Annotated in this window: 15 protein-coding genes; 6 read left to right on the top strand and 9 right to left on the bottom strand. The window is 68.5% G+C overall.

Translation table 11 applies throughout. The features are described from left to right. Positions 1-61: 61 nt before the first annotated feature. The 7 genes from Aple_RS48695 to Aple_RS48665 are packed head-to-tail and all read right to left on the bottom strand — an operon-like array spanning position 62 to position 7,962. The gene (locus Aple_RS48695; RefSeq protein WP_155351610.1) at positions 62-1,369 is read right to left on the bottom strand and encodes an ABC transporter substrate-binding protein; all 1,308 of its coding nucleotides are present in this window, start codon (positions 1,367-1,369) and stop codon (positions 62-64) included. Beyond that, positions 1,362-3,386, bottom strand: coding sequence for a DUF6807 family protein (locus Aple_RS56110; RefSeq protein ID WP_155351609.1), 2,025 nt, complete (start codon positions 3,384-3,386; stop codon positions 1,362-1,364). Before Aple_RS56110 ends, Aple_RS48695 begins: the two co-directional genes overlap by 8 nt. Then, the gene (locus Aple_RS48685; RefSeq protein WP_155351608.1) at positions 3,383-4,441 is read right to left on the bottom strand and encodes a mandelate racemase/muconate lactonizing enzyme family protein; all 1,059 of its coding nucleotides are present in this window, start codon (positions 4,439-4,441) and stop codon (positions 3,383-3,385) included. Before Aple_RS48685 ends, Aple_RS56110 begins: the two co-directional genes overlap by 4 nt. Beyond that, a complete protein-coding gene (locus tag Aple_RS48680) occupies positions 4,438-5,292 on the bottom strand; it encodes a 5-dehydro-4-deoxyglucarate dehydratase (protein ID WP_155351607.1) in 855 nt (284 codons plus the stop codon). The genes Aple_RS48685 and Aple_RS48680 overlap by 4 nt, the downstream gene beginning before the upstream one ends. Continuing rightward, entirely contained in the window at positions 5,289-6,179 is an 891-nt protein-coding gene (locus Aple_RS48675) for an NAD-dependent epimerase/dehydratase family protein (protein ID WP_155351606.1), read from the bottom strand. The genes Aple_RS48680 and Aple_RS48675 overlap by 4 nt, the downstream gene beginning before the upstream one ends. Beyond that, positions 6,179-7,054, bottom strand: a complete 876-nt coding sequence (locus Aple_RS48670) for a carbohydrate ABC transporter permease (protein ID WP_155351605.1) — start codon at positions 7,052-7,054, stop codon at positions 6,179-6,181. Before Aple_RS48670 ends, Aple_RS48675 begins: the two co-directional genes overlap by 1 nt. Continuing rightward, positions 7,051-7,962, bottom strand: coding sequence for a carbohydrate ABC transporter permease (locus Aple_RS48665; RefSeq protein ID WP_155351604.1), 912 nt, complete (start codon positions 7,960-7,962; stop codon positions 7,051-7,053). Before Aple_RS48665 ends, Aple_RS48670 begins: the two co-directional genes overlap by 4 nt. Positions 7,963-8,119: 157 nt before the next feature. On the opposite strand from Aple_RS48665, the gene Aple_RS48660 reads away from it, so the two are divergent. The 5 genes from Aple_RS48660 to Aple_RS48640 all read left to right on the top strand — a co-directional run bounded on the left by Aple_RS48660 (position 8,120) and on the right by Aple_RS48640 (position 12,452). Continuing rightward, positions 8,120-9,097 (top strand): LacI family DNA-binding transcriptional regulator, encoded by a 978-nt coding sequence (locus Aple_RS48660; RefSeq protein WP_155351603.1) that lies wholly within the window; start codon positions 8,120-8,122, stop codon positions 9,095-9,097. Continuing rightward, entirely contained in the window at positions 9,094-10,050 is a 957-nt protein-coding gene (locus Aple_RS48655; protein ID WP_155351602.1) for an aldose epimerase family protein, read from the top strand. The genes Aple_RS48660 and Aple_RS48655 overlap by 4 nt, the downstream gene beginning before the upstream one ends. Positions 10,051-10,119: 69 nt before the next feature. Next, positions 10,120-10,926: a 5-dehydro-4-deoxy-D-glucuronate isomerase gene (gene kduI / locus Aple_RS48650; RefSeq protein ID WP_155351601.1), complete on the top strand. Its 807-nt coding sequence runs from the start codon at positions 10,120-10,122 to the stop codon at positions 10,924-10,926. After that, on the top strand, positions 10,923-11,675 hold the full coding sequence (locus Aple_RS48645; protein ID WP_246265497.1) for an SDR family oxidoreductase: 753 nt from the start codon (positions 10,923-10,925) through the stop codon (positions 11,673-11,675). Before kduI ends, Aple_RS48645 begins: the two co-directional genes overlap by 4 nt. A 12-nt stretch (positions 11,676-11,687) precedes the next feature. Then, a complete protein-coding gene (locus Aple_RS48640) occupies positions 11,688-12,452 on the top strand; it encodes an IclR family transcriptional regulator (protein WP_155351599.1) in 765 nt (254 codons plus the stop codon). Positions 12,453-12,570: 118 nt separating this feature from the next. Here the strand turns inward: Aple_RS48640 and Aple_RS48635 are convergent, their stop codons facing one another. Continuing rightward, positions 12,571-13,425: an ISAs1 family transposase gene (locus Aple_RS48635; RefSeq protein WP_155351598.1), complete on the bottom strand. Its 855-nt coding sequence runs from the start codon at positions 13,423-13,425 to the stop codon at positions 12,571-12,573. Continuing rightward, the gene (locus tag Aple_RS48630) at positions 13,382-13,756 is read right to left on the bottom strand and encodes a transposase family protein (protein ID WP_170322046.1); all 375 of its coding nucleotides are present in this window, start codon (positions 13,754-13,756) and stop codon (positions 13,382-13,384) included. The genes Aple_RS48635 and Aple_RS48630 overlap by 44 nt, the downstream gene beginning before the upstream one ends. 334 nt (positions 13,757-14,090) lie before the next feature. On the opposite strand from Aple_RS48630, the gene Aple_RS48625 reads away from it, so the two are divergent. Then, positions 14,091-14,869 (top strand): tetratricopeptide repeat protein (locus Aple_RS48625; protein WP_170322045.1); only part of this gene is annotated, 779 nt, incomplete at its 3' end.

Below are 14,869 nucleotides of genomic sequence, written 5' to 3'. Positions count from 1 at the left end.
GAGGGGTCCGCGCGGCTCCCGCCAGGTCAGGGGGCGGGAGACGCGCGGTGGTCGGAGTGGGTCACCCGCCGTTGCGCTGCTTCCACCCGGCCTGGGCCTCGGTCAGCGCGTTCGCGATCTGGTCGAGCAGCTGGCTCGCGGGCGCCTCGCCCAGCAGCACCTTCTGGAACACCGGCTCCGCGTCGGTCTTGGTGATCGCGTTGAACTCCGGCAGGTAGTACGGCATTTGCACGATCTTGGTCGCCGGGTCGTTGAGCACCTCCACGGCGGCCGCGATGTGCTGCCGCTCGCCGATCCACGCCTCCCCGTTCACGTCGGTGTTGGCCGGCAGCACGCCGGTCTTGTCGGCCCAGTAGCTGTCCATCTCCTTGGACGCCGCGAACTCGGCGAACTTGAACGCGAGGTCCTTGTTCTTGCCGCTGGAGAAGACGCCGATCCCGGCGACCGGGTTGGACAGCACGACCCGGCCCGCGCCTTCGGCGGGGCGGGGCACCGGCAGCGCCGCCACCTTGTCCGCGCCGAGCGTGTTCACGTGGTCGTTGTAGGAGCCCAGGTTGTGCTGCATGATCCCGATGCTGCCGCCGTCGAACTGGGCGACCATCTTGGGGTAGTCGTTGGTCACGTCGGCGGTGGGGGTGTGCGCCTTGTAGAGCTTGACCAGGCGTTCCAGCGCCGCCACGTTCTTCGGGTCGTTCACCGTGGACTTGCCGGCAGCGTCGAAGATCTCGGTGATGCCGGACTGGCCGTACACGACTTCGAGCATCTGGGCGATGGAGCCGGCGGCGCCGCGGATGGTGAAGCCGTTGCGGTTGTTGTCCTTGTCGGTGAGCTTCTCCACGGTGGTGAAGAAGGCGTCCCAGGTCTGCGGGGGTTCGAGCCCGGCTTCCTTGAGCCAGTCGGTGCGGTACCAGAACACGCCCATGTTGGTCGACAGCGGCACCATGTAGGTCTTTCCGTCCGGCACGGTGGAGCGCACCGTGGTGACGACCTGCTCGTTGAGCTTGCCGTTCAGGGCGCCGGCCGCGATCTTGTCGTCGACCGGGTCGAGCGCCTTGCGGGCCACCATGTTGCCGAGCATCGCGGTGGAGACACCGCCCACGTCGGGCAGGCCGCCGCCGGCGATGGCGGTGTCGTATTTCTGCTGCGCCTGGGCGATGGGGATGCCGACATACTGCACGTCGACGGTGGGGTTGGCCTTCTCGAACTCGGCGATGATGTGCTCCCACACCGGGGTGCGGGCCGGGCCGCCGTTGTCGTCCCAGAAGGTGATCTTCGTTTTAGCGTCGCCGGAAGGGGTCGTCGCCTCGCCGCCGCAGCCGGACAGCGCGCTGACAACGACGATCGCGGAGATGAACAGGCGTTTAGCCATGATCGGATGCCTTTCTTTTCGGTTGTCCCCCCGACGTTTGGGTGGCGAGCGTCTCGGCCTGGGCGCGGGTCAGCCGCCCGTCCGCTACGACCGTGACGATTCGCCGGGTGAGTGTGTGCTCCACCACCAAGGGCTGATTCCAGACCAGGGCGGGCCCGGCGCCCGGGTACTCCTCGACCCGGACGAACCAGGGATCCGCGTCCTGCACGAAGACCAGCGTCCAGTCGCCCTCGGGCGCGCTGCCGGACATGGCCAGCCAAGGCGCGCGGCTGCCGTGCGGCTCACCGCCGTCCGGAGTGAAGGCCGCTCGGCCGGTCGAGGAGCCGGGCGCTCGCCAGAAGAAGCCGCCGTATCCCGCGCCCGCCCGGCCTTTGGTGGCCGAACTCTGCACCAGCAACCGGGAGCCGGTCAGGTTGTTCAGCCTGAACCGGAAGTCCAGCGCCCAGCACCCGGCCAGCGACACCGCCGTCACGGTGCGCTCCTCGTCGAGGATCTCAACACCGTCGGGCCCGGCCCAACGCAGCGTTTCGGTGAATCCGTGCGCGTCCCGGCGGACGAAGGTGAGGTGCCGCTGCACGCCATGGTCGTCCAGCCAGGTCGGCCCGACATCCCGGACATAGGTCCGGCCACCCCAGAAATTACGCCCGCCCACATCCGCGATCGCGACCGACACCCCCAGGTGGTGCACGTGATCGGCCGGGTTCAGCTCGGTCACCGTGACCCCGCCGAGCGTGCGTACCGGATGCAGGTACGGCCGGGGCGACAACGTGGCCGCCAGCGCGGGCCGCCAGCTGTATTCGGCCACCGCCCGCTCGCGCACCCGCAACACCGCGCGCGGCGTGGCCCACGGCACGTCCAGCTCGGAGTAGAGCGCCAGATGTTCGGCGCTGCGCGCGGTCAGGTTGGCGATCCCCGGCAGCACCCGCCGCACGGCCGCGCCACGCTCGTCCCGGTCGATCTCCTGGTGCTCGTCCGGGATCGGCAGCGGATCGGGCGCCAGCCGGATCGTCTCCAGCACCCGCATGAACGCGCCCGTCCTGGCCAGCGGAACCAGCAGCGGATCACCGTCGCGCACGTGCGCGACCAGGTTCTCCAGCAGGTCGCCGCGCGAGTGCACCACCGTGGTCACCTCCCGGCCGGCCCGCTCCACCCGCACCCGATCCAGCGTGTACGTGAGCGTGATCCGCCCCTCGGTGCCGTGCACGATCACGTACGGCTCGTGCCGCCGCGACGCCGTGAGGCTCACCGCCACCGTGATCGGCGGCCCGTCCGCCAGCCGGATGCGCAGGCACGAGGTGTCATCCGCCTCGATGGGATTGGCGTGATAAAGCTCCACATCCACCCCGGTCACCTCGTCGGCGTCCCCGCCCCCGGCGACGGCCAGCGCGGTCGCCACGGCATGTGCGAACGGGTTGGTCAGCGCCCCGTCCATCACCTCGACCCCACCCACCCGCCGCCGCCCGGCCCAGGCGGAGCGGGTGAAGTACGCGGTGTCGCGCTCCCACGCACCAGCCACCCCGATCCCCTTCACCCGCCCCACGACCCCATCGGCGATCAGCTGCCGGATGGCCGGAATCGCCGCCGACCCCAGGCTCTGGAACCCCACCTGGCAGCCGAGACCGGTCCGCGCGGCCACCGCCGAGATGCGCTGGAACCCGGCGAACGTGGCCGCGGGCGGCTTCTCCAGCAGCAGATGCGACCCCGCCTCCAGCGCCCGGACCGCCAGCTCGGCGTGGGTCTGGATGGGCGTCACCAGAATCGTGATCTTCGCCTCGGTTCGCTTGATGAGCCGCACGAGGTCCTCGGACTGCTCGGGCCGCCCGAGCCCGCGCAGCCGCTCCGGCTCCACCGGCCGCACATCGCACACCCCCGCCAGCCGGACGATCCCGGCCTGGGTGAGCCTGCGCAGGTTCTCCAGATGCCACCAGCCGTGCCCGTACGCGCCGACCAGCACGACCGGCACCGGCGCCTGGATGAGGCGGGGAGCAGGGGTCTCACGTCGAGCCGTCCCGTTCATCGGCGGCCTCCCATCGGTTGGAAGCGGATCCCATGGCCCAGGTGGTCCCGTACTTTCAGCCCGCCGGGCCTGAGCTCGACGGGAGAGGCGGCCACCAGCCCGAGCGCGGCGAAGGAGGCGTCCTCGACGTCCTCGACCATGCAGGGCAGCGGCAGCGCCAGCGCGAGCTGCCCCGACAACTCGGGCAACAAATGCGGATATGTCGGGATTGAGTAGGTCCTGGCGAGTTCGGCGATGCGGAGCAGCGAGGTGATGCCGCCGACCCGGACCACGTTGGGCTGCACGATGTCGCACGCGCCCGCCGCGAGCAGGTCCCGGAACTCGTAGCTCGTGTAGTTGCTCTCGCCGACCGCGATCGGGACGTCGACGAGGGCCCGGAGCCGGGCCAGACCGTCGATGTCGTCGGCGGGTAGCGGTTCCTCCACCCAGTGCAGCCCGAACGGTTCCAATAAGGCGATCGCCCGCCGGGCCTGGGGGAGATTCCAGCGCTGGTTGGCGTCGATCATCAGGAGCACGTCGGGGCCGATCGCCTCGCGGACGGCGGCCACCCGTTCGATGTCATCGGGCCGCCCGACCTTGATCTTCACAGCCGGGTAGCAGGCCCAGCGCCGGGCCTGCTGGACGAGTTCGGGGAGCGAATAATGGCGGTTCACACCGCTGCCGTAGACCGGGACGCTGTCACGTCGCCGCCCGAGCAGGTCGGCCAGCCCGAGCCCGGCCCGCAGCGCTCGCAGGTCCCACAGCGCGATGTCCACCGCCGCCAGCGCGATCGTGGTCAGCCCGCCGCCCCCGGCTTCCCGCAGAGATGACCACAGGTGATCCCAGACGAGCTCGGGATGGGCGGGCAGACCGGTCACCAGCTCGGCGATCTCGCCGTCCAGCAGCGCCTGAACCGCCCTGGCGCCGATCTTCGGCGTCCAGGAGAAGCCGGTGCCCACGCTCCCGTCGGCCAGGGTGAGCTCGCAGGCGATCACATGGTTGGCGGGCACGTCGGGGCCCCACGGGCGGGGTAACTCGGCCCGATGTAACACGGTGCGCAGCCCGGTGATGGTCATAGCAGGCTGAGCCCGGTCTTGATGAGCCCGTCGAGCTCGTCCAGATGGTCGGGGGACAGGTCGGTCAGCGGTGGGCGGACCGGGCCGACGTCCAGGCCCCGGAGGCGTACCCCCGCTTTGACCAGGGAGACGGCGTAGCCGGGGACGCGGCTGCGGAGCCGTGCCAGCGGGGCGTAGAAGTCGGTGAGGAGGCGGTCGTGGCCGTTGAGGAAGGCCAGGGCGATCTCGGGGGCGAAGGCGAAGACGGCGGAGGAATAGAGGGTGACGCCGATCGCGCGATAGGCGGGCATGGTGAGTTCGGCGGTCGGCAGGCCGTTGAAGAAGGTGAAGCCCGGCTTGGCGGCGAGGACGATGCGCTGGATGCGGTCGATGTCCCCGATGCCGTCCTTGAGGCCGACGACGCCGGGGATCTCGGCGAGTTCGGCGACGTCCTCGGGTTCCAGGACGACCGCGTCCCGGGCGTACACGATGATCGGCAGGCCCACGGCGGCGATCGCACGGACATACTCCACATAGCGTGGGCCTTTGGCCAGGTAGGGCGGCATCAGCAGGAGGCCGCCCGCGCCCGCGTCGCGGGCCGCGCGGGCCTGGGCGAGCGCGGCCCCGAGGGGACCGCCCGCCCCGGCCACCACCGGCACGCGCCCGGCTGCGGTCGCGGTCGCGATCTGTACGGCGCGGGCGTGCTCGGCCTCCGACAGCGCGGAGAACTCGCCGGTGCCGCAGGCCACGAACACCCCGCCGGGGCCGTGGCGCAGGCCCGCCGCGATGTGCTCGGCCAACACGTCGCCGGCCAGCCGCCCGTCCGGGCCGAACGGGGTCACGGGAAAGAACAGGACGCCGGTGAGGTTCACGAGAGATCTCCCAGTTCGGTGCGCCAGCTGCGTTTGGCCTGCCAGCCGAGCAGGCGTTCCGCCTTGGCCGAGGAGAACGCCGGCTGGGTGCCGGTCAGCCCGGAGGCGTGCCCGGCGGTGGAACCGATGACCTGGGGCAGCAGCTCCGCCAGCGGGGCCCGGGCCAGCGCGTCGGCGGCCCCGGCGAAGAACACCTCGCCGCTGGGCAGCTCGTAGAGCCGCTCGATCAGGGTCAGCAGCAGGTCGGAGGCGTCCCGGGCGTCCACGTAGTTGAACAGCGACACCCCGGCGATGTCCGGCCGGTCGAGCCGCTCCCTGATCGTGTGCCCGGACTGGGTGGGCATGCCCTCCCACTCCTCCGGCGCGACCACGAAACACGGCCGGATCGCGGCCAGCCGCAGCTCCGGATGGGAGCGCGCGAACGTCGCCATCACCTGCTCCGCGACCAGCTTGGACACGCTGTAGGCGTTCCACGGCGCGGCCGGATGGGCTTCGTCGATGGGCAGGTAGGCGGGCGTCCACCCGCCGGGGGCGCCGTAGCCGATCACGGTCGGGCTGCTCGCCACCACGATTCGCGAGACGCCGACCGCGGTCGCCGCCTCGCAGACGTTGAAGGCCAGCGCGCTGTTGACCCGGAACGTCAGCCCGTCGGTACGGCTGAACGGCGTCGCCACCGCCGCCAGATGCACGACCGCCTCCGGCCGGAACCGGTTCATGACGCTGAACGCCTCGCCCAGATCGGTCAGGTCGGCGGGCAGCGTGGCCGCCGCCTCCGGCGGGGAGCCCGGCGCGGTGTCGATGCCGATCACCTCGTGCCCGGCCTGGGCCAGCGCGACGACCACGCTGCGGCCGAAGCGTCCGGCGCTGCCGGTGACCAGGACGCGCATCAGCCCTTCACCGCCCCGGCCGACATGCCCTGCACGAGATACCGCTGGATGACCGCGAACACCAGCACCACCGGCACGGCGGCGACCACGCCCCCGGCGGCCAGCGCGCCGAAGTCCACGCTGAACTCGCCGATGGTGAACGCCAGCCCGACCGGCAGCGTGAACTTCTCCTGCTCGCTGACGAACATGAGCGCGAACAGGAAGTTGTTCCAGCTGTGGATGAACGCGAACGACCCCACCGCGATCAGGGCGGGGCGCAGCATCGGCAGCACGACCGCGAAGAAGCCGCGCAACCGGCTGCAGCCGTCCACCCAGGCCGCCTGTTCCAGCTCGACCGGGATGTTGCGGATGAAACCGCTGATCAGGATCAGCGACAGCGGCAGCTGGAACACCGTCTCGGCGATCACCAGCGCCCACAGCGAGTTGACCAGGCCGAGCGTGCGGAATATCTCGAACAGCGGGATGAGCATCATCGCGCCCGGGATGAACTGGGTGCAGAGCATCGCGACCAGGAACAGCTGGCGCCCCCGGAAGCTGTAGCGGGCCAGCGCGTAACCCCCGGACAGGGCGATCACCGTGGTCGAGATGAGCGAGGCGACGCCGACCAGCAGGCTGTTCTGGAAGAACACGCCGAAGCCCATGCCGGTCCACACCGTGGCGAAGTTGTCGAACGTGATCGGCCACGGCAGCAGCGAGTCGGAGCCGCGCGGGCGGAACGCGAAGACCAGCATCCAGTAGAACGGGACCAGGGTGAACAGCAGGTAGAGCCCGAGCGGCAGGTAGATCTGCCAGCGGCTGACCCGCTGGGCTCGGCTCCTGGGCGGGGGCGTGCGCACCGGCGCGGGCAGCTGGGCGCGGGGGAGGGTGGTGGTCACGTGCGCGCTCCGAACTTGCTCAGCCTGAGATAGGCGATCGAGAAGAAGGTCAGGATCAGGAACGCGACCGTGGTCAGCGCCGAGCCGTAACCGAAGTCGTGGGACTGCACGGCCTTGGCCGCCACGTACAGCGGGAGCGTGGTGGTCTGGTGGGCGGGGCCGCCGCCGGTCAGCGTGTAGAGCAGGTCCACGTTGTTGAACTCCCACACCGCGCGGAGCAGGGTGGACAGGATGATCGCATCCTTGAGGTGCGGCAGCGTGATGTGGACGAAGCGGCGGATCCGGCTCGCGCCGTCGACAGAGGCGGCTTCGTACAGGTCGTTGTTGATCGTCTGCAGGTCGGCCAGGAGCAGGATGGCGAAGAACGGCACCCCGCGCCACAGTTCGGCCACCACGGCCGCGGTGAACACCGTGTTCGGGTCGGCCAGCGGCGCGGTGTCGTACGAGCCGATCCCCAGGTCCGCCAGGTAGCGGAAGACGCCCGTGGTCGGGTTGTAGAGCAGGATCCAGATGCCCGTGGTGAGCACCCCGGAGACCGCCCACGGCGAGAACACCAGCGCGCGGGAGAGCCCGCGGCCGACGAACGTCTCATTGACGATCAGCGCGAGCGCCAGGCCGAACAGCAGCTGCAGCGTGACTTCGACCAGCACCCACTTGGCGCTGAAGCCCAGGCTCTGCCAGAACAGCGGATCGTCCAGCAGGGCCTGGAAGTTGGCGAGGCCGGCGAAGCCGTCCTCCCAGGGTTTGCTCACGTTGTAGTGCTGCAGGCTGTAGTAGAGCACGCTGGCCATCGGGTACACGAGGAACCCGAGCATCGCCACGACAGCCGGCGCGATCAGAACGTATGGGGTTCGTGATTTTCCTGGCCGCCGAGGTCGGCGGCGTCTTCCTTCCACGGCGACCGCCATGGCCGGTAACTCCTTCAGTTCGGAGGGGAAGTTCTGCAACCGGTTGCATGAAACATGGCATTCACCCCCAGGAAACGTCAAGAGGTAGATTTGCTCCGCTTGACACTCATGCAACCGCTTGCAGTAATGTGCGCTCAAAGCGGTGGAAAGGGGTTCCGTGGCAGCGACGATCCGTGACGTGGCTCGGGCGTCCGGGGTGCATGTTTCAACCGTCTCCCGTACGTTCTCGGCGCCGCACCTGGTCAATCCGGAGACCCGGAACCGGGTGCTGGCGATCGCGGAGGATCTCGGTTACCGCCCCAACCGGGCGGCCCGGGCGCTGACCACCGGGCGGACCCACAACCTGGGGCTGATCGTGGCCGACATCTCCAACCCCTTTTTCCCGCCGCTGATCAAGGCCGCCCAGGCGCACGCCCGGCTCCGCGACTACCACGTCTTCGTCGCCGACACCGACGAGGATCCGCAGGTCGAGGAGGAGCTCATCCAGACCCTGACCAAGCAGGTGGACGGGGTGCTGCTGTGCAGCCCGCGCCTGTCCAACCGGGCCATCGAGAAGCTCAGCGAGGACGTGCCGTTCGTCGTGGTCAACCGGCGGCTGAAGGGCATGTCCACGGTGCTGATGGACGTCGGGCACGGCGCGCGGCTGGCGATCGAGCACCTGACGGCGCTCGGCCACCGCAGGATCGCGCTGCTGGCCGGTCCGGCCGGATCCTGGACCAGCAGGGAGATGTCGGACGCGGCCCGCGCGGTGGACGGCATCGAGCTGTCCATCCTCGGGCCCAACTCGCCGACCGAGCACGGCGGCCTCGCCGCGGCCGACGGGGTGCTGGCCGCGGATGTGACCGCGGTGCTGGCCTACAACGACCTGATGGCGATCGGCCTGGTCGAGGGCCTGGACGAGCGCGGCGTCGAGGTGCCGGGGCGGATCAGCGTGGTCGGCGTGGACGACATCGTGCCGGGCCGCCTGACCCGGCCCAAGCTGACCACCGTGGCCATGCCGACCGAGGCCGCCGGCCGGACCGCCGTGGACCTGCTGCTCCAGCTCGTCGGCGCGGGCGAGACGGCCACCCCCGCGCTCGCCACCCTGGCCACCCATCTGATCATCCGCGATTCGACGGGACCGGTGCCTCCATGAAATCCGAACATTTCGGCGTGACGCCCGAGGGGGAGAGCGTTGAAAGATACACGCTCACCTCCGGCGAGATCTCCGCGCGCGTGCTCACCTACGGTTGCGTGATCCAGTCGCTGGAGGTGGCCGGGCGGGACGTCGTGCTCGGCTGCGAGACCCTGGCCGACTACCGGGTGCGGAGCCGGTATTTCGGGGCGGTCGTCGGGCGGTACGGCAATCGCCTCGCGAACGGGCGGTTCGAGCTGGACGGGAAACCATACGAACTCGCCCAGAACAACGGGACCGCGCACCTGCACGGCGGGCTGAAGGGGTTCGACAAGCGGGTCTGGATCGCCGATCCGGACGGGGACTCCCTGCTACGGCTCAGCTATGTCAGCGGGGACGGCGAAGAGGGCTACCCTGGCACGCTTCGCGTCTCGGTCACCTACACGCTGGGCGAGGGCGGCCTGCGCATCTCCTACTCGGCGTTCACCGACGCTCCGACCGTGCTCAACCTGACCAATCACTCGTATTTCAACCTGGCGGGCTCGGGCGACGTGCTCGATCACGTGGTCATGATCGACGCTGACGAGTACACGCCGGTGGACGAGCACAAGATCCCCGTTGGTGTGGCCTCGGTTGAGGGGACGCCGTTCGATTTCCGTCGGCCTCGGCGGGTGGGGGAGCGGATCCAGGGGGCGTACGACCACAACTATGTCCTCAACCCGGGGGACGGGGTGAAGATCAGGGTCGAGCACGAGGATCTCGCGCTCGAGGTGGCCACCACGCAGCCGGGGGTGCAATTCTACGCCGGGGGCATGCTCAACCCCCAGATCACCCCGTATGGCCCGCATGCCGGGCTGTGCCTGGAGACCCAGCACTTCCCCGACTCGCCGAACCAGCCCGGCTTCCCGTCCACCGTGCTCCGGCCCGGCGAGGAGTTCACCGCGCGAACGGACTACCGCTTCCGCTCCAGGTGAGCTTTCTTTATGCTCATAGGTGTTCCATGTAGCAATCAAATGTTCTGTGTAATGGAATACGGAGCTCGTATGGACATCAGGCACGCCACGGCGCCCGACCAGATCCCCGGCATGAGCACCGATCGGTTGCGGACCCGGTTCCTGGTCGAGAACCTGTTCGCGGACGGCGAGGTGCGGCTGCTCTACGCGCACGAGGATCGTCTGGTCCTCGGTGGGGTGATTCCCGGTCCCGAACCGTTGCCGCTGCCCTGTCCAGAACCGCTCGGATCGGCATATTTCCTGGAACGCCGGGAGCTGGGCGTCGTGAACGTCGGCGAACCGGGCGTGGTGACCGTGGACGGGGTGGCCTACCCGCTGGCGGGCAAGGAGTGCCTCTACATCGGCAGGGGAGCGGTCGACGTCACCTTCGCCGGGGGCGCGTTCTACCTGGTGTCGACCACCGCACACACGACCTTCCCGACCATGAAGTCCGAGGATCCCGAACCGGTGCGTATGGGCGGCCGGGAGGGCGCGAACGAGCGGGTGATTTATAAGCACATCCATGCCAAAGGGGTGCGCAGCTGCCAACTGGTGCTCGGGGTGACCGTGCTCGCGCCCGGGAGCATGTGGAACACGATGCCCTGCCACACCCACCGGCGGCGCACCGAGGCGTACCTATACTTCGATCTCGAACCCGATCACCGGGTCGTGCATCTGATGGGCGAGCCCACCGAGACGCGCAACCTGATCCTCGCCGACCGGCAGGCGGTGATCTCGCCGCCATGGTCCGTTCACTGCGGGTTCGGCACCCGGAGCTACTCCTTCGTGTGGGCGATGGGCGGGGAGAACCAAGCGTACGAGGACATGGACCTGGTCCCGATCGGCGGCCTGCGGTGACGCTCTTCTCGCTGGCCGGCCGGACCGCGCTGGTCACCGGGGCCAGGACCGGCATCGGGCGGGCCATCGCGGTCGGGCTCGCCCGGGCGGGGGCCGACCTGGTCCTGCACGGTCACCGCGACGACCTGGACGACGTCGAAGCCGACGTGGTCGCGCTCGGGCGCAAGGCCGACCGCTGGGTCCTCGATCTGGCACTGCCCGCCTCCATCGGGCCCGCCGCCGCCGAGCTGCTGCGGTTCCGGCAGGTGGACGTCCTGGTGAACAACGCCGGGATCATCCGCAGAGCCCCCGCCGCCGAGCATTCCTACCGCGACTGGAAGGACGTGCTCAACGTCAACCTGGACGCGGTCTTCCTGCTCAGCCAGGTGTTCGGCGCGCCGATGGTGTCGCGCGGCACCGGGAAGATCATCATGCTGGCGTCGATGCTCTCCTTCCAGGGCGGGGTCACCGTGCCCGGGTACACGGCCGCCAAGCACGCGGTGGCCGGGCTGACCCGCGCGCTCGCCTGCGAATGGGCCGGGACGGGCGTGCAGGTGAACGCGATCGCGCCCGGGTACGTCGCGACCGGCAACACCGCCGTGCTGCGCGCCGACACCGAGCGGGAGGCCGCCATCCGGGCGCGGATACCGGCCGGGCGGTGGGGCACTCCCGATGACATCCAGGGCGCGGCCGTCTTCCTGGCGGCGCGCGCGTCGGACTACGTCAACGGCCACGTGCTGGCCGTGGACGGCGGCTGGCTGGCCCGCTAGTAGGCTCGGATCGTGGTGAGGGAAGGCAGTTCCATCGACAAGGCGCTCGCGGTTCTCGAGGCGATCGCCGAACATCACCGGATCACTGACATCGCGGCGGCCACCGGCGTGTCCAAGTCGACCGTGCATCGCATCCTGCAGTCGCTCGTGGAGTGGGGTTTCGCCCGTACGGACGGGAACGGGGGATACGAGCCAGGCCCGCGCATCCTCACGCTCGCCGGCCGGGTGATGAGCCGGTTCGACCCGGCTCGGCAGGCGGCCAGCGCACTCCGGGCATTGCATGAGAGAACCGGCTTCACCACCCATTTCGCCATCCGCAGCGGGGACGAAGCGGTCTACGTGGAGAAGCTGGAAGGCCGGCGGCCCTACCAGATGCCGTCCCGGGTCGGGATGAGCCTGCGGCTCTACTGCACCGCGATCGGCAAGGCCGTGCTCGCCCAGCTCGACGACGACGAGGTCCGCGCCATCTGCGCCCGCACCGAGCTGGTGCGGCTCACGCCCAACACCATCACCGGCGAAGAAGAACTCCTCGCCCATCTCAGCCGGGTACGGGCCCTCGGTTACGCGGTCGACGACGAGGAGAACGTCCCCGGCATCCGCTGCGTCGGCGCGGCCGTCTTCGACCACACCGGCCAGGTCCTCGGCGGCATCTCGATCTCCACCCTCGCCATGGACCTGGAACGCGAAGCCCTCCGCGAACTGGCCCCGGAAATCGTCTCAGCGGCCCGCGAGGTCTCACTCGCGCTCGGCGCACCCACGACCCTCACTCTTCGCTGAGCTTTCCAGGTTGCTCGCCGTTATCCACCCTTCTTGCCGAAGGAATGCCTATGACCGCTCTCGCATCCGCGACTTGGGCGGCCCCAGCACCATCGCTCGCCCAGGGCTGAAGGAGTTCTCACATCGTGAGACCGAGAGCGATCAGCGGGTTGCGGAAGTCGTCGCGGGCCCAGCGGGTGCCTTCGGCGATGTTGGTGTGGTTGAGCAGGCGTAACGCGCCGATCGCGTAGCTGCGCATGGTGGCGAGGATGGATGGCGCGGCTGCGGTGCGGACACGGCAGCGGTCCTCTCCGAGGGTCACGTCTCTCACGTAATGATCTTTGTTTTCGATGGACCACTCGCCTCTGACGAGTTCGGCTAGGCGGCGTGGGGTGGTCATGGCGGCGGTGAGGTTGGTGACGCCGAGCACCGCGACGCTCGACAGGGGCTCCCAGTGCAGGTCGTAGACGTGGCGTTCGAGGAGGAAGACCTGCTTGACGTGCGGGAAGCGGGTGCCGGTCGGGGCGGGCATCACTTGGATGGTGCGGATCTCGGTGCGGCCGTGGCCGCGGTCGTAGGTGGTCCACTCGATCGGGACGTCTTTCCAGGCCAGCGCATCGAGTTGGTCGAACAGGCCGGGCTGGTTGCCGCCGACGGGGAAAACGTAAAACGCCTCGCGCTGGTGCAGGTAGCGGGCGTGCTCGCGCTGGGTGTGGAGCCTGTCCGCGCTGATCACGACGTTCTTCAGGCAGCCGATCTGGTCCAGCAGCGGGGAGAAGGCGGTGATCTCGTTACTCTTCGAACCGACGTCGAGCGTGGCGACCATGATGGCGTCGACCGCGAGTTGCGCGCCGAGCCGGTGTTGGGCGGGCTTGTCGGCGGTGGCGGTGCCGCGCTGGGTCTTGCCGTCGACGGTCATCGGGATCAGCTCATCAGGGTCGTCATACAGCTCACGCAGTTGGCCGGCCCGGTGCGCGGCGTAGGCGGCGTCCACGCTCGCGGCGCTGACCTGCGCAATCGTGCGGGCACACGGTGTCGGGACGCGGAGCCAGGTGGGTGCCGGTCCGCCGATCGCACCGGGTGCCGAGCTGCGCCAGGACCTCCTGGGGAGCGCGGGCGATCCAGTGCCGAATCGCCGCGTGGGAGACCGCGCCGGACACGATCGCCGCTTGGACCAGAGCCAACATCACCACCAGCGGATGCCGCCGCCCCCGCCGATCGCGAGGATCGGGGATCTGCGCCCACACCTGGCGAAGGTCGGCCATATCCGCGATCTGCTCGGGCTCGTGGACGTCGCTGACGAGGGCGCTAATGGCAGACAGCACGGGCGGCATGACACACTGAATGGACAATGAGGCTCCGGTAGATCGGTTTGGCGTGAGAACCGCCGTTCTACGGGGCCTTGTTGCATGTCACGCCACCGCCACGCCGTACGCGATCAAGCTGTGACCTGCCGCGACTCACTTAACCGTCTCACCATGCGAGAACTCCGCTCGCCCTGATCGCTCGCCTCCAGTTCAATGCTCACATTTCATACCATATGAACCCTTCTTGCCAAGAAGCATGGAATGTTGCGTCAAACTCACTTACTTTGTTAGCAGTTGGGCGCCGACTCGGCAGCCCATGCGACAGAACACGTAGACATGCAAGGTGGGGCTCGTGGACACAACGGTTCCGGCAAGAGCGAGCAGCGAGGATGAACTGGTTCGCCAAGTTGATGCTCTGCGACGCCGTTTCAAGTTGACCCAAGCAGAGGCAGTCATCCGTAGCGCGTTGAACAAGCTACCCGGCAGCGACGGGCTCTGGATAGCTCTGGGCCGTGTCCTGCTTTCAGCAGGGAGGACAACAGATGCGGCAGATGCATTCAAGAAAGCCGAGGAACTCTGTCCCCAGAACGACCGCCCGCTAGCATGGCAAATCGCCACCTTATCGCGTCAGCGTCATTACACAGAAGCCATTAAAATTGGGACTATCGCTCGCGACCGCTTTCCAAGCAGTCTGCATATCAACATAGCTTTGGGGCGCACTTTCCGAGATTTCTCCCGTCCTCTAGAAGCTCTTGATAGCTTCTCCGAAGCAACCAGGGTAGCCCCAGCAGACGCCACTGCTCTTAGTTGGTATGCCGTCGGTTTGGCTGACTTACACCGATGGGCTGAAGCCGTGACGGCCGCCCAGGAAGCGGCTCAACAGAATCCCGAATCAATTAAACCGCTTTATCGATTAGGCCGAATCTTCCATGATGATGAGCGGTATATAGAAGCGCTCGATTATTTTGAGAATATCCTAAGCAAGGATCCCGACCATGCTGGGGCACTCGAGTGGCGGATCACAGCTCTTAGGAGTACCTACCGATTCGGCGATGCTGAGGATAGAGCCAGGGAAGCGATTGCTCGCCTGCCTCAAGCTCCTGATCTCCAAGCCGAGTATGCCTGGGTATT

This window comes from Acrocarpospora pleiomorpha (assembly GCF_009687885.1).
GTDB lineage: Bacteria > Actinomycetota > Actinomycetes > Streptosporangiales > Streptosporangiaceae > Acrocarpospora > Acrocarpospora pleiomorpha.
This window is presented reverse-complemented; position numbering and strand designations above follow the sequence as displayed.